Below are 14171 nucleotides of genomic sequence, written 5' to 3'. Positions count from 1 at the left end.
GATGGCCGAAACCAACGGAACCAACGGCTCAGCCGCCCCCGGCATCAACGGCGCGGCCTATCCCATCACCGACCACACCTATGACGTGATCGTCGTGGGCGCCGGCGGCGCCGGCCTGCGGGCGGTCGTCGGCTGCTCCGAGGCGGGGCTGCGCACCGCCTGCATCACCAAGGTGTTCCCCACCCGCTCCCACACCGTGGCAGCCCAGGGCGGCGTCGCCGCCTCGCTCTCCAACATGGGCGAGGACCGCTGGGAATGGCACATGTACGACACCGTCAAGGGGTCGGACTGGCTGGGCGACCAGGACGCCATCGAATATCTGGTGCGCAACGCGCCGGCCGCCGTCTATGAGCTGGAGCATTGGGGCGTGCCCTTCTCCCGCACCGAGGACGGCAAGATCTACCAGCGCCCGTTCGGCGGCATGACCACGCATTTCGGCAAGGGCACCGCCCAGCGCACCTGCGCCGCGGCCGACCGCACCGGCCACGCCATGCTGCACACGCTCTACGGCGCGGCGCTGAAGCACAAGGCCGAGTTCTTCATCGAATTCTTCGCCATCGACCTGATCATGGACGAGGACGGCCGCTGCTGCGGCGTGATCGCCCTGAAGCTGGACGACGGCACCATCCACCGGTTCCGCGGCCACACCACGGTGCTCGCCACCGGCGGCTATGGCCGCGCCTATTTCTCCGCCACCTCCGCCCACACCTGCACCGGCGACGGCAACGCCATGGTGCTGCGCGCCGGCCTGCCGCTGCAGGACATGGAATTCGTGCAGTTCCACCCGACCGGCATCTATGGATCGGGCTGCCTGATCACCGAGGGTGCGCGCGGCGAAGGCGGCTATCTGACCAATTCGGAGGGCGAGCGCTTCATGGAGCGCTATGCCCCCTCGGCGAAGGACCTCGCCTCGCGCGACGTGGTGTCCCGCTCCATCACCATGGAGATCCGCGAGGGACGCGGCGTCGGCAAGAACAAGGACCACGCCTTCCTGCACCTCGACCATCTCGACCCGGCGATCCTGCACGAGCGCCTGCCCGGCATCTCGGAAAGCGCCAAGATCTTCGCCGGCGTAGACCTGACGCGCGAGCCGATCCCGATCATCCCGACCGTGCACTACAACATGGGCGGCATTCCCACGAACTATCATGGCGAAGTGCTGAACAAGGCCAATGGCGATCCCGACACCGTGGTGCCGGGCCTGATGGCCATCGGCGAAGCGGCCTGCGTCTCCGTGCACGGCGCCAACCGCCTGGGCTCGAACTCGCTGATCGACCTCGTGGTGTTCGGCCGCGCCGCCGCCCTGCGCGCGGCGGAAACCGTGCGACCCGGCGAGAAGCAGCGCGAGCTGCCCGCCAACAGCGCCGATCTCGCGCTTTCCCGCCTCGATCATTTCCGCAACGCCAAGGGCTCCACCGCCACCGCCGAGCTGCGCGGCCGCATGCAGCGGGTGATGCAGAACAATTGCGCGGTGTTCCGCACCGGCGAGATTCTCGCCGAGGGCAGCAAGCTGATCCACGACGTGTTCAACGCGACGTCGGACATCGGCGTGACCGACCGCTCACTGGTGTGGAATTCCGATCTGGTGGAAACCCTGGAATACGACAACCTGATTGCCCAGGCGGTCGTGACCATGGAAAGCGCCGCCAACCGCCAGGAAAGCCGTGGCGCCCATGCGCGCGAGGATTTCCCGGACCGCGACGACCACAATTGGATGAAGCACACGCTCGCCTATCTCGACACGGCGAGCGGCCAGGTGCGCCTGGACGACCGTCCGGTGCACACCTACACGCTGTCGAACGACATCCAGTACATCGAGCCGAAGAAGCGGGTTTACTGAGGGGCGCCCGCGCCCCTCATCGCGAGGTTCCGGACGGGCGGCGCAGCCGCTCTCGTGAAGCAGGATGACCCATGGTTGAGCTCAGCCTTCCGAAGAATTCGCAGATCACCAAGGGCAAGGTGTGGCCGAAGCCCGCCAGCGCGAAGAAGGTCACCGAATTCCACATCTATCGCTGGAACCCGGACGACGGCCGGAACCCGCGCCTCGACACCTTCTATGTCGATCGCGAGGATTGCGGCCCCATGGTCCTCGACGGCCTGATCTACATCAAGAACAAGATCGACCCGACGCTGACCTTCCGCCGCTCCTGCCGCGAAGGCGTGTGTGGCTCCTGCGCCATGAACATCGGCGGCACCAATACCCTCGCCTGCACCAAGGGCATGGACGAGGTGCTGGTGAAGGGCGTGGTGAAGGTCTATCCGCTGCCGCACATGGAAGTGGTGAAGGACCTTGTTCCCGATCTCACCCGCTTCTACGCGCAGCATGCCTCCATCGAGCCCTGGCTGCAGACCGACACCGCCGCGCCCGAGAAGGAATGGCGCCAGTCCAAGGGCGATCGCGAGCGGCTGGACGGCCTCTATGAGTGCATCCTGTGCGCCTGCTGCTCCACCTCCTGCCCGAGCTATTGGTGGAACGGCGACCGCTATCTCGGCCCGGCGGCCCTGCTCCAGGCCCATCGCTGGCTGTCGGACAGCCGCGACGAGCGCACCGGCTCGCGCCTGGACAATCTGGAAGATCCCTTCCGCCTCTATCGCTGCCACACCATCATGAACTGCGCCCAGGCCTGCCCCAAGGGGCTCAACCCGGCCAAGGCGATTGCCGAAATCAAGAAGATGATGGTGGAACGCCAGATCTGATTCCGGCGCTGCGGCTCAGCCCATCGGTCCAATAAAAAACGCGCGGTGCGAGCCGCGCGTTTTTTATTGTCTCGCCGAGGGGTGAAGGGCGGGAGATCCGCCCCCCTTATCCTCGCGCTTCGATGTCAGCTCTTCTTCGGCGCCTTGGCGGCCGGGGCGCGCTTGGGGGCGGCCGCCTTCGCGACAGCCGCTTTGGGAGCGGCGGCTTTCTTCGCCGCGGCGGGCTTGGCAGCCGGAGCCGGCGTCGCGGCGGGCGCCGCTTCCACCGCAGGCGCCGGAGCGGCGGCGGCCTTAGGTGCCGGTTTGGCCTTGGGCGCAGGTTTGGCCTTGGCGACCGGCGCCTTGGCGCCGTTCACCTTCGCCGGAACCGACTTTGCCGGAACGGCGGCGGCTTTCGGCGCGGCCGACGGGGACGCATCGGACTTGGGTGCGGACTTGGGTGCGGACTTGGAGGCGGATTTGGCGGCCGCCTTCGGAGCCACGGCCTTCGCCTTAGCCGGGGCCGGCTTCACCGGTGCAGAAGGGGCCGGCGCCTCGGCGGCCGGGGCCGGAGCGGCAGCGGCGGGCTTGGCACCCTTGCCCTTCGCCGCCGGAGCCTTGGCGGGGCTTGCCTTAACGGGGTTCGCCTTGGCGACCGCCGGCTTTGCTGCCTTGGCCTTCGCCGCTGCGGGCTTTGCGGGCTCGGCGGGGGCGGCCACTGCAGGCTTGGACTCGGTGGGCTTGGCTTCGGCTGCCTTTACCTTGGGGGCGGCGGTCTTGGCCTTGGAAGCCGGCGCCTTGGAAGACGCGGCCTTCGCAGGAGCAGGAGCAGCGGCCTTCACGGGAGCTGTAGCCTTGGCAGGCGCGGGCTTGGCCGCCTTGGGGCTTGCGGGCTTGGCCGGCGCGGATTTGGCGGTCGCAGTCTTGGCGGTCGCAGTCTTGGCCGATACCGGCTTGGTCGCGGCAGGCTTGGTCGCGGCAGGCGCGGCTTTGGCCGGCGATGCCTTCGGCGCGGCGGGCTTTCCTGCCGGGGATTTGGCGGCGGGTTTGGCAGCCTTCTTGTCAGGAGCCTGTGTCAGCGCGGATGCAGCCAGCGCCTTGATCTCCTCAGGGGTCACGCTCGCGGGGTCGCGCAGGGCCCTGGCAGCGATCTTGCTCACCTCGGCGCTCGTCACTTCGCTCTTCGCCATTTCAGCCTCCGAATCAGCCGGCAGGCCCGGACTCTCACAGAATCGTGTCCCTCCGGCCTTAACGATGCATCGCTGGAGTTTCCTTCAATTTGGTTAACGCCCCTGCGCCAGTCCTCCAAAAACCCGAAATCCCCAGGCTTTGCGCGGCCCTGTGGCCACCGTCACCGCCCTGTCGGAGACTCTATCTAAGGTTGTGCGCGCTGCGATTCGGTGCGGGGAGGGCCCGAACGCGACAGCCGGGAGATTCAGAATGGCGCTGCAGCCGAAACCTTCGATCCTGTTCGTGTGCCGCGACAATGCGGGTCTCAGCCTGCTGGCCGAGGCCATCTCGAACCACACCCAGCCGCACCTGCGGGCCTTCAGCGCCGGTCTTTCGCCGCATGCCACGATCGACATGGCGGCGGTGGAATGCCTGCATGCGCAAGGCGTGCCGGCCGACGGGCTCTCCTGCAAGCCGCTGGAGGTGTTCACCCTGCCCGGCGCGCCGCATATCGACGCGGTGATCTCGCTGGTTTCAAGCGCCCACGCCAGCGTCGCGCGCAGCGCCCTGCGGCCGCAGCACCGGCTTCATCATTGCTGGCAGATGGAGGATGTCTCGCGGCTCGACGACATTCACGAACGCCGGCTCGCCTACCGCCGGCTTTTGCCGGAACTGCGGGCGGCCATCGGCGCGCTCGGCGCCGGCAGGCGCGCGGCGGCCGCCTGAAATCCAGGCAGCCGCCAAGGGCCCTCAGGCGGCGATCTGGCCGCCCAGTTCGTCCTCGATATGGATGCGGATGATCTCGTCGAACGAGGATTCCGCCTTGAAGCCGAGGGAGACGGCCCGGGCGGGATCGAAATTGCGCGGCCATCCCGCAACGATCTGCTCGATCACCGGGTCCGGCGCCCGGCGGATGAGCGACACCGCCCGCTCCCCCGCCACGCGGCGCAGCGCGGCGATCTGCTCGCCCACCGTCACCGACAGGCCCGGCATGGTCAGGCTGCGGCGCGCGCCCAGCGGCGCGGTATCAAGCGTCGCGGCATGCAGCAGGAAGCCCACGGCCGAGCGCGGCGAAGCGTGCCAGTGGCGCACGTCCTCCGATACCGGGAGAATCGCCTCCTGCCCGGACAGCGGCTCGCGGATGATGCCGGAGAAGAAGCCGGAGGCCGCCTTGTTGGGTTTGCCGGGCCGCACGCAGATGGTGGGCAGGCGAATGCCGACGCCGTCGAAGAAGCCCCGGCGGGAATAATCGGCCAGCAGCAGCTCGCCCATGGCCTTCTGCGTGCCATAGGAGGTGAGCGGGGTGAGGAAGAAATCGTCGCCGATGGCTTCCGGGAACGGCGCGCCGAACACCGCGATGGACGAAGTGAACACCAGGCGCGGCTTGTAGCCCTCGATGGCGCGAACCGCATCGAACAGGGCGCGGCTGCCGTCGAAATTGATGCGGTAGCCCTTCTCGAAATCCGCCTCCGCCTCGCCGGAGACGATGGCGGCGAGATGGAAGATCACGTCGGGCCGTGCGGCGACCAGCGCTGCCGCCTCGCCGGGCACGGCGAGGTCGCCCACCCGTCCCTCGATGGGGAATGGCGCGGGAATGGGGGTGGGGGCGACCACGTCCTGGGCGGTCACATGGCTGATGGGCTTGCCGCCCAGCGTGCCGTCGCGGGCGAGCCGCTCGATGAGCTTGCGGCCGACCATGCCGGCGCCGCCGATAACCAGAATGCGCATGATGAAACTCCTGAAGCTGCGCCCCGTGCGGGCGAATGCGGGACCTAGAGCGCCCAGCCGCCGTCGATGATGTGGATCTGCCCCGTGGTGAAGGCACTTTCGTCGCTGGCGAGATAGAGCGCCAGGGCGCCGATCTCCTCCGCCGTGCCGAGCCGGCCCATGGGCTGGCGGCCGACGAAATCCGCCCGCACATCCTCAAGGCTGCGGCCGGTGGCGGCCGAGACGGCGGCGATGCGCTCGTCCAGCGAGGGCGACTGGATGGTGCCGGGGCAGATGGCGTTGGCGCGGATGCCCTTGGTGATGAAATCCGCCGCAATCGACTTGGTCAGCCCGATCACCGCCGCCTTGGTGGCGCCATAGGCATAGCGGTTCGGCACGCCCCGAACGGAGGAGGCGGCGGAGGCGACGTTGATCACCGACCCGCCACCGTGGGCCAGCATGCCGGGCAGGAAGGCCTTCAGCGTGCGGTGCATGGATTTCACGTTCAGGTCGAAGGAGAAGTCCCAGTCCTTCTCGCTGGTCTCCAGGATCGAGCCCTGATGCACGTAGCCGGCGCAATTGGCGAGGACGTTGATCGGGCCGATGTCCGCCGCCAGCGCTTCCACGGCGGCGGTGCTCAGCACGTCCAGCGCGCGATGCTCGCCCTTGAAGTCGGCAACCTTCGTGGCGTCGAGGTCGGTGGCGATTACGCGCGCGCCCTCAGCCAGGAAAGCCTCGGCGATCGCCCGCCCGATGCCCTGCCCTGCCGCCGTAACGAGGCAGGTCTTGCCGTCCAAACGTCCACTCATGGCATTTCCTCTTGGCTTGGTTCTTGGCATTGCGCGCCCGAGGGTGCCCCGGCGGGCGGCGGAGGTTCACAGCCCGGCGCGGATCTCCTCCAGCCGGCGTTTCTGCTGCCCGTCGGGGCCGAAATTCTCAGGCGCCAGCCACGCCTCGAAGGCCGCCTTGGCGCGCGGCCAGTCCTCGTCGAGCATGGCGAACCAGGCGGTGTCGCGGCTGCGACCCTTGACGATCATGTGCTGGCGGAAGATGCCCTCGAAACGGAAGCCGAAGCGCAGCGCGGCCCGGCGCGAGGGCGCGTTGAACGCATCGCACTTCCATTCGTAGCGGCGATAGCCGAGGTCCTCGAACACGTGGCGCGCCATGAGATACATGGCCTCGGTCGCCTTGGGCGAGCGCTGGAGCGCGCGGGTGAACAGCACGTTGCCCACCTCGATCACGCGGTGCGCCGGCTCGATGCGCATATAGGAGGCATGGCCGATGGCCTTGCCGGTCGCGGCGTCGAGAATGGCGAACAGCAGGGGATCCTCCCGCTGCGCCGATGCCTCATAGGCGGCGCGGAACGCCTGCGGATCGGGCTGGACCTCCGATATCAGATAGGTCCACAGCGCCGCGTCGCCGGCGCCGTGGGAGGCGGCGTAAAGCGCGTCGGCATGGGCGGCCGGATCGAACGGCACCACATGGACCAGGCGGCCGGTCAGCGGCACCCGCGTGGGGCGGGCGGCCGGCCCGCCGTCCACGATTGCGCCGAGGGGCTGGCCCTCGGCGGCACCGGTCTCACTCATGTCGGACGCCTAGTGATTGTCGCGCGGAACGCCCATGGTCTGGGCCACGCGTTGATATTTCACCGCCGGCTTCAACACCATGCCCTCGTCGAACTGGGCGACCATGCTGCGCTGGATTTCCTGCCAGGGGGTCTGGCTGGCGGGCATCGGGAAGCCGCCCTTGGCTTCCAGTGCCGCGCGGCGCTCGGCAAGCTCGGCATCCGGCAGAAGGATGTCCGCCGTGCCCTTGTTGAGGTCGATGCGCACCCGATCACCGGTGCGCAGGATCGACAGCCCGCCGCCCGCCGCCGCTTCCGGGCTGGCATTGAGGATGGAGGGCGAGCCGGAGGTGCCGGACTGGCGCCCGTCGCCGATGCACGGCAAGGCCGAGACGCCCTTCTTGAGGAGCGCCGCCGGGGGCTGCATGTTCACCACTTCCGCGCCGCCGGGATAGCCCAGCGGACCCGTGCCGCGGATGAACAGCAAGGTGTGCTCGTCGATGCCGAGCGTGGGGTCGTCGATGCGGTGGTGGTAATCCTCCGGCCCCTCGAACACCACGGCCGGCCCCTCGAACGCCTCGGGGTCGTCATTGTTGGAGAGGAAGCGGGCGCGGAACTCCTCCGAGATCACGCTGGTCTTCATGATTGCGTTGTCGAACAGGTTGCCGCGCAGCACGATGAAGCCGGCATCCTCCTTCAGCGGCGCGTCATAGGCATAGATCACGCTGCGGTCCCAGGAGAACTTGCCCTTGCAATTCTCGCCCATGGTGCGCCCGTTCACGGTGAGCGCGCCTTCGTGGATCTTGCCCTTGGCGATCAGCTCGGCCACCACGGCGGGGATGCCGCCCGCGCGGTGGAATTCCTCGCCCAGAAACTCACCCGCCGGCTGCATGTTCACCAGCAGCGGGATCTTGTGGCCGACGCTCTGCCAGTCGTCCACGTCCAGCTTCACGCCCACATGGCGCGCGATGGCGTTGAGATGGATCGGCGCATTGGTGGAGCCGCCGATGGCGGAATTCACGCGAATGGCGTTCTCGAACGCCTCGCGGGTGAGGATGGCGGAGGGGCGCAGATCCTCCCACACCATGTCGACGATGCGCTTGCCGGTCTCGTAGGCGATCTGCCCGCGCTCGCGATAAGGCGCGGGAATGGCGGCGCAGCCGGGCAACGACATGCCGAGGGCCTCGGCGAGGCCGTTCATGGTGGAGGCGGTGCCCATGGTGTTGCAATGGCCGACCGACGGCGCCGAGGAGGCGACGATGTCCATGAAGGTGTCATAGTCGATCTCGCCCGCGGCATGCTGGGCGCGGGCCTTCCAGACCACGGTGCCGGAACCGGTGCGCTCGCCGTTCCACCAGCCGTTCAGCATCGGCCCGCCGGACAGGACGATGGCGGGAATATCCACGGTCGCCGCCGCCATGATGCAGGCCGGCGTGGTCTTGTCGCAGCCGGTGGTGAGCACCACGCCATCCAGCGGATAGCCGTAGAGAATCTCAACCAGGCCGAGATAGGCGAGGTTGCGGTCCAGCGCGGCGGTGGGCCGCTTGCCGGTTTCCTGGATGGGATGGACCGGGAATTCGAACGGAATGCCGCCCATGGCGGCGATACCCTCGCGCACCCGCTTCGCCAGCTCGATATGGTGGCGGTTGCAGGGGGAGAGATCCGAACCGGTCTGGGCGATGCCGATGATCGGCTTGCCCGATTGAAGCTCGGCGCGGGTGAGGCCGAAATTGAGATAGCGCTCCAGATAAAGCGCCGTCATGCCGGGATTGTCGGGATTGTCGAACCACAATTGGGACCGCAGCTTGCGACCATGCAACTCGGGTTGATCTCCCGACCTTATTTCGTTTCCCGACATCGACGTCTCCCGTCCCTCCGGCGCGGCACAGACGCCCGGCCGGATTTCAAACGATTTGATTTTTCGATATATGCGCCCGCCCCCCGTCGAAATCAACGAGTTTGCGGATCGGATTCTCGCGTTGGGATCACACCCATTTTCCGCAGTGCGATGTTTTCCCACACCGCCACGGCGAACAGCGCGACGGTCGCGCTCGCGGCGAGAAGCAGCGCGCTTGCAAACGGGATGAGCGCGCAGGTCAGCAGCAGGAGGGCGAGCCCGATGAGATGGGAAAGCGGAAACCGCCGCAGCAGCGGCCATTTGAACAGGCCGACACCCAGCAGATAAAGCGCCGGGCCGCCCACGATCGCGGCCGCCGCCGGCGCGCCCGGTCTGTCGCCGGGATGGGCGAGGAGCACTTCGTCGGACACCGCGCACAGGATGATGCCGGCGACGATCAGCATGTGCAGATAGGTATAGGCAAGGCGCGCCTGCCGGCCGGGATCGTCCGAATTGGTGATCCGCGCGCTGCCGCGTTCGGCCCCTGTGTCGAAATAGATCCACCACATGGCGACGGTGCCGAGGAACGCCACCAGGAAGGCGCTGATATTGAGGGCGCTCCAGTCCAACTCCGCGAAGGTGGCGCCCGTCACCAGGATGGATTCGCCGAGCGCGATAATGACGAACAGGGCGCACCGTTCCGCCATGTGTCCGCCCTCCACGGTCCATTCCGTGGTGCGCGACTTGCCGAGGCCGGGCACATAGAAGCCGAGGGAAGGCGCCACATTCTCAAGCGCCAGGGCGATGGCCCAAAGCACGAGGCGGGCCGAGCCGCCGGACAGGCCGCCGGCGATCCAGATGGCGCCGACCAGCAGATGCCAGCTCAGCATGCGCTGGAAATTGCGCCGCAGCGCCGGCGCCTCGTCGCGCAGCGCATAGACCATATAGGCCGAGCGCCCGCACTGGAGCAGAGCGTAGGCGCAGGCGAACGCCAGCCCGAGCGCACCGAACGCCCCCGGCAGCGACATGGACATCACCAGCCCCGCCAGCATCAGCACCAGCAGCATGAGGCGCACGGGCGCCTTGTCCGGGTCGATCCAATTGGTGACCCAGGCGGTGTCGATCCACGCCCACCAGACCGCAAGGAACAGGAACACCACCTGCAACGCGCCCAGCGGGTCGAGATGATGCAGCAAGGTGTGGGAGAGCTGGGTCACCGCGAACACGAAGACCAGATCGAAGAACAGCTCCGCGAAGGTGACGCGGTGATGCTCGCCCTTGGTCTCGCGCAAAATGCTCCGCATCGCCCCGCTCATGCCCGCCTCCCCCGCCGCGCTTCCCGCCCATCTCGCGGACAAGGGCGGGCAAGGTCAACAGCGGGGAGAAGGAGCGGGGTCCATCGACATGCGGTGCAGCGCGAAACGGACGAGCGGCGGACGGGGCGGAAATCCGAACATTTCCCGCGCGGAGGAGTTTCGTGCGGCGAACATTCGGCCGAAATGCCGGTTTCGAGCGCCGCCATGGCGCGGAAAAGCGTCACGAAACCAATGTTCGTCCGCGCTAACCCAATGTTTCACATGAAACATTTTGAGCGCACGGGGGCGAGTTCCCTCAGACTTCCGCCCATTGGCGCAGCAAATTGTGATAGACGCCGGTCAATTGCACCGCCGAGGGATGGCCGGGGTGATCCTGGTTCAGGCGGATGATCGCCATGTCCATATCGAACAGCAGCGCCCTCTGTCCCCCATCCCGGATCAGGCTTTGCGTCCAGAAGAACGAGCCGATGCGCGAGCCGCGGGTGATCGGCGTCACATGGTGCAGGGAGGTCGCGGGATAGATGACCGCATCGCCCGCCGGCAGCTTCACCTCATGGGTGCCGTAGGTATCCTCCACGACCAGCTCGCCCCCGTCGTACTCGTCCGGATCGGACAGGAACAGGGTGGTGGAGACATCGGTGCGCATGGCAAGGCCGGTGCCCCGCACCGCGCGGATCGCATTGTCCACATGGGAGCCGAAGGTCATTCCGGCGTCATAGCGGTTGAACATGGGCGGCATGATCTGCTTGGGCAGGACGGCCGACATGAACAGCGGCGAGCGCTCCAGCGCCGCCTGCACCATGGCGCCCAGCTCAGCCGCCTCGCGGCTTGCATCCGGCAATTGCAGATTGCGCTTCACCGCGCTCGACTGAAACCCGGCGGTCGCGCGTCCGTCGGCCCATGCCGCTTGCGTCATCACGGCCCGGCATTGGGCCACCTGATCGGGCGTTAGAACGTTCGGGATATGGATCATCATGGCCGGCACCCTCGGAAGGCGGCAATAAAAGACCCGCACCGCCGGAGGTCACCGGGCGGTGCGGGTGCTGCGGAGGCGTGTCCTCAGGTCAGAAGGTCGCCCGCGCGGTCAGAGCGGCATAGCGCCCGGCGGCGGGAACAGCCTGCCCGCCATAATATTGGGCGTAATAAAGTTCGTCGGTGATGTTGTAGACATTGACCTGGAGCTGGAAGTTCTTTGTGAACTGATAGCTCGCCATGGCATCGAAAGACCAATAGGACGGCACGTAGACGGTGTTGGTCGTGTTAGCGAACGTATCCGAATTATAGGTCGCTCCGCCGCCCAGCGTGAACTGCGGGGTGAAGTTGTAGCTGGTCCACATGGAGAAGGAGTTCGGCGGAGTATTCGGGAGTTCCTTGCCCACCTGCGTCTGATTGGCCAGCGTGCCGGGACCGACACTGAGAATCTCGGACTGGAGATAGGTGTAGCTCGCGGTGAGGTTCCACTTATCGGTGATGGCGCCCCCGGCGCTCAGCGAGATGCCCTGCACCTCCTGCTCGCCGCCCAGAACCGTGGGCGGCAAGCCGGCGGTTGGGTCGGAGGGCACGCGGGTGTTGGTCTTCATGGTCTGGAAGGCCGCGGCGGTCAGGACCACCCGACCATCCAGTACCTGAGCCTTCACGCCGGCCTCAAGCGTGGTGTTGACTTCCGGCGCCAGGGTGGCGGTGCCGGAGTCGAGGACGCCGTATTCCGCAGACGGATTCGAAGACGTTCCGTAGGTCACATACATATTGACCGTTTCGATCGGGCTGAAGATGGCACCGACGCGGTAGTTGAACATGCTGGCGTTATTGTTGAGGTTTGTAACCAGCGGCGTGGTGGTCGGCGAGAAGGCCGTATAATCCGTTGAGGCATTGTCCCAGCGGCCGGTGGCCATCACCTGCCAGTATTTGTTGATCTTGATCTGGTCGCCAGCATAGAGGGCGACGCTGGTCATATCGGTATCGTTGCTGGTGGGAATATAGTTCGTGAAGCCGCCGACGCCGCCGGTGAGCGAGACATTGATGGGGTTTGCGAGGCTGGTTCGGCACATGACCGCCGTGGGGCTGCACAGGTTGTAACGCAGCTGGGAGCGGGTCTCGTGTGCGATTTCAAGACCGGCATTCAAGGTGTGCTCGAACGTGCCCGTTTTGAACTTCGCCACCATGTCGGTGATGTTCGTGAGGTTGGTATTGTCGGTCTCGGTTTGGAAGCGCTGCATGCCGATAGTCATGAGCGAAACCGGATAATTATAGTATTGCGCCGCCAAGGGGCTGCTGAAGGCCACATTGCCGGCTGTACCGAGACTGCGCGGAGCGCTGACCCGCGCCAGACGGTCGTTCGAAGTGTAGCGGGTGCCGTTGGAGAGCGTCACCCAATCGTTCAGTTCATGTTCGAACTGCAGCGTCGCGACATTGGTATTGGTGGTCACCCGGTCGGGCAACGGACCATTGGTGATTCCAAACCAGTTGCTGCGATTGATCGGGACCGGCGACGTGGGCTGCCCATTGCCGTAATAGCCGCCGACCGTCGCCCCGAAATTCGCGGGTGAAGTGCTGGTGGTGGGGGCCGGCAGATAGGGCACGCCATAATCCGGCACGCCATCTTCATATTGGTAATAGTAGGACGCCGTCATGGTCGTCCGGTCGTTGATGTTGACCTTCACCGAGGGGGCGATCCCCCACCGGCCGGTCGTCACGTTATCCCGGTCGGCGGTGTTGATGTCCTGCGCCATCAAGTTGATACGGGCGGAAATACTGTCGTTGTACTTCCCGTTCGCGTCGAGAGTCGTGCGCCAGCCCTGGCTGGTGTAGCCGGTCACGTCCCCTTCCACGAAGGTCGCGTCCTTGGGCAGCTTGGACACCATGTTGATCGCGCCGCCGGTCGAACCGCGCCCGAAGGCGAAGGACGAGGGCCCCATGAACACCTCGACCGCGTCGATATTGAACATGTCTCGGGTGTACCAGCCGGTATCCCGGATGCCGTCTCGGAAAATATCGCCGCGCGCCGAAAAACCGCGAATGATGGGATTGTCGCCCTGCTGCCCGCCTTCGCCGGCCGAGAAGGTGATGCCGGAGATATTCCGTAGAGCCTGGTCCAGGGTCGTCACGTTCTGCTGGCGGATCACCTCTTCGGTGACGACGTTAACCTGCTGCGCCATATCGAAAATCGGCACCGGAAGCCGCGTGACTCCGGTGGTGGTGGCGACAAAGCCCCCCGTATTGTCCTGCACCTGGACCGTGGGCAGCTCAAGTTCGGTGCTCGTAGCCGCTTGCTGCGCCAAGGCAGGGCCGCCGAAAGCCGATGCGACCCCCATGGTCACTCCGAAAGACCCCTTTAGCGCCAAGCGCTTGGAATCCGCATGCTTGGATGCCCGAACATAGCTGAAGTTCCCCGCCGAACCCATTTCCAAAACTCCTAAAAATCGCCCTAAGAAAATCACACTTCAGGACTCTCATCCCTCTTTTAGGTCACCTCGAACATTAACTTCAATACATCTTGGAAACATTGTATTTAGACGTGTTTTAAAAAGCGCTTTACTTATCGAATTGGAATAATTTGAATCTAAGGGCTCGGTATGGGGTTTGATGGTGCGTCAGCAACGCTTCTGCGGGGAAGACGCGTGCGGAAATCTGTGGCAAGTTTCGTTCATGATGCGGAATTCAACAGCGATGGCGCGTTCATTGCAGACCGAAGCGGCCGGCGAGGAAAACGGCGCGGCGCGCGTCTCCTTATCCGAGGCACGCGCCGCATTGGCGCGCAAGCTGGACAAGGTGCTGAACAAGGTCGACGCCGCCCTCCGTGAGCCAAGCCTGACGATCCTGCTTCATGAGGCCCGCAAGGCGATCAAGGAATATCGCGCGTTACTCCGCCTCGTCGGCAGCGCGGAAGCTAAGCAGGCAAGGC

12 protein-coding genes (1 of these 12 only partly in view) are annotated in these 14171 nt (G+C 65.9%); 4 read left to right on the top strand and 8 right to left on the bottom strand.

Annotated elements, in window-relative coordinates:
- Position 1: 1 nt before the first annotated feature.
- The gene (gene sdhA, locus V5F68_RS01070; protein WP_394015965.1) at positions 2 to 1840 is read left to right on the top strand and encodes a succinate dehydrogenase flavoprotein subunit; all 1839 of its coding nucleotides are present in this window, start codon (positions 2 to 4) and stop codon (positions 1838 to 1840) included.
- Positions 1841 to 1911: 71 nt separating this feature from the next.
- The gene (locus V5F68_RS01065) at positions 1912 to 2697 is read left to right on the top strand and encodes a succinate dehydrogenase iron-sulfur subunit (protein WP_394015964.1); all 786 of its coding nucleotides are present in this window, start codon (positions 1912 to 1914) and stop codon (positions 2695 to 2697) included.
- Positions 2698 to 2822: 125 nt separating this feature from the next.
- Here V5F68_RS01065 and V5F68_RS01060 read toward each other — a convergent pair whose 3' ends face one another.
- Complete coding sequence (locus V5F68_RS01060; protein ID WP_394015963.1) at positions 2823 to 3866, bottom strand: hypothetical protein; 1044 nt, start codon at positions 3864 to 3866, stop codon at positions 2823 to 2825.
- A gap of 250 nt (positions 3867 to 4116) precedes the next feature.
- Between V5F68_RS01060 and V5F68_RS01055 the strand changes: the two genes are divergently transcribed.
- Positions 4117 to 4572: an arsenate-mycothiol transferase ArsC gene (locus tag V5F68_RS01055; RefSeq protein WP_394015962.1), complete on the top strand. Its 456-nt coding sequence runs from the start codon at positions 4117 to 4119 to the stop codon at positions 4570 to 4572.
- Positions 4573 to 4596: 24 nt separating this feature from the next.
- On the opposite strand, the gene denD is transcribed toward V5F68_RS01055, so the two are convergent.
- From denD to V5F68_RS01020, 7 genes are all read right to left on the bottom strand, one after another.
- Positions 4597 to 5574: a D-erythronate dehydrogenase gene (gene denD, locus V5F68_RS01050; protein ID WP_394015961.1), complete on the bottom strand. Its 978-nt coding sequence runs from the start codon at positions 5572 to 5574 to the stop codon at positions 4597 to 4599.
- Positions 5575 to 5618: 44 nt separating this feature from the next.
- The gene (locus V5F68_RS01045) at positions 5619 to 6362 is read right to left on the bottom strand and encodes an SDR family oxidoreductase (RefSeq protein WP_394015960.1); all 744 of its coding nucleotides are present in this window, start codon (positions 6360 to 6362) and stop codon (positions 5619 to 5621) included.
- Positions 6363 to 6428: 66 nt separating this feature from the next.
- The gene (locus tag V5F68_RS01040) at positions 6429 to 7139 is read right to left on the bottom strand and encodes a GNAT family N-acetyltransferase (protein ID WP_394015959.1); all 711 of its coding nucleotides are present in this window, start codon (positions 7137 to 7139) and stop codon (positions 6429 to 6431) included.
- Between the two features lie 9 nt (positions 7140 to 7148).
- Positions 7149 to 8975: an IlvD/Edd family dehydratase gene (locus V5F68_RS01035; protein WP_394015958.1), complete on the bottom strand. Its 1827-nt coding sequence runs from the start codon at positions 8973 to 8975 to the stop codon at positions 7149 to 7151.
- Positions 8976 to 9067: 92 nt separating this feature from the next.
- The gene (locus V5F68_RS01030) at positions 9068 to 10270 is read right to left on the bottom strand and encodes a low temperature requirement protein A (protein ID WP_394015957.1); all 1203 of its coding nucleotides are present in this window, start codon (positions 10268 to 10270) and stop codon (positions 9068 to 9070) included.
- A gap of 295 nt (positions 10271 to 10565) precedes the next feature.
- Positions 10566 to 11246 carry a Fe2+-dependent dioxygenase gene (locus tag V5F68_RS01025; RefSeq protein WP_394015956.1) on the bottom strand — a complete coding sequence of 227 codons (681 nt, stop codon included), beginning with the start codon at positions 11244 to 11246 and terminating at the stop codon, positions 10566 to 10568.
- Between the two features lie 88 nt (positions 11247 to 11334).
- Positions 11335 to 13581, bottom strand: a complete 2247-nt coding sequence (locus tag V5F68_RS01020; protein WP_394015955.1) for a TonB-dependent receptor — start codon at positions 13579 to 13581, stop codon at positions 11335 to 11337.
- A 271-nt stretch (positions 13582 to 13852) separates the two neighbouring features.
- Here V5F68_RS01020 and V5F68_RS01015 point away from each other — a divergent pair, with 271 nt between their 5' ends.
- On the top strand, positions 13853 to 14171 hold the 5' end (the start) of the coding sequence (locus V5F68_RS01015; protein WP_394015954.1) for a CHAD domain-containing protein. 641 nt of this gene lie beyond the right edge of the window; only the first 319 of its 960 coding nucleotides appear in the window; it begins with the start codon at positions 13853 to 13855; its stop codon lies beyond the right edge, outside the window.

This window comes from Roseixanthobacter pseudopolyaromaticivorans (assembly GCF_043195145.2).
Taxonomy (GTDB): domain Bacteria; phylum Pseudomonadota; class Alphaproteobacteria; order Rhizobiales; family Xanthobacteraceae; genus NCEH01.
Note: the sequence above shows the minus strand (reverse complement) of the source record. Positions and strands in the feature narration are given on the sequence as shown.

Bases quoted from the DNA above. Each gene is read 5' to 3' on its own strand.
- sdhA (WP_394015965.1), top strand. From the start codon at position 2: ATGGCCGAAACCAACGGAACCAACGGCTCAGCCGCCCCCGGCATCAAC.
- V5F68_RS01065 (WP_394015964.1), top strand. From the start codon at position 1,912: ATGGTTGAGCTCAGCCTTCCGAAGAATTCGCAGATCACCAAGGGCAAG.
- V5F68_RS01060 (WP_394015963.1), bottom strand. From the start codon at position 3,866: ATGGCGAAGAGCGAAGTGACGAGCGCCGAGGTGAGCAAGATCGCTGCC.
- V5F68_RS01055 (WP_394015962.1), top strand. From the start codon at position 4,117: ATGGCGCTGCAGCCGAAACCTTCGATCCTGTTCGTGTGCCGCGACAAT.
- denD (WP_394015961.1), bottom strand. From the start codon at position 5,574: ATGCGCATTCTGGTTATCGGCGGCGCCGGCATGGTCGGCCGCAAGCTC.
- V5F68_RS01045 (WP_394015960.1), bottom strand. From the start codon at position 6,362: ATGAGTGGACGTTTGGACGGCAAGACCTGCCTCGTTACGGCGGCAGGG.
- V5F68_RS01040 (WP_394015959.1), bottom strand. From the start codon at position 7,139: ATGAGTGAGACCGGTGCCGCCGAGGGCCAGCCCCTCGGCGCAATCGTG.
- V5F68_RS01035 (WP_394015958.1), bottom strand. From the start codon at position 8,975: ATGTCGGGAAACGAAATAAGGTCGGGAGATCAACCCGAGTTGCATGGT.
- V5F68_RS01030 (WP_394015957.1), bottom strand. From the start codon at position 10,270: ATGAGCGGGGCGATGCGGAGCATTTTGCGCGAGACCAAGGGCGAGCAT.
- V5F68_RS01025 (WP_394015956.1), bottom strand. From the start codon at position 11,246: ATGATGATCCATATCCCGAACGTTCTAACGCCCGATCAGGTGGCCCAA.
- V5F68_RS01020 (WP_394015955.1), bottom strand. From the start codon at position 13,581: ATGGGGGTCGCATCGGCTTTCGGCGGCCCTGCCTTGGCGCAGCAAGCG.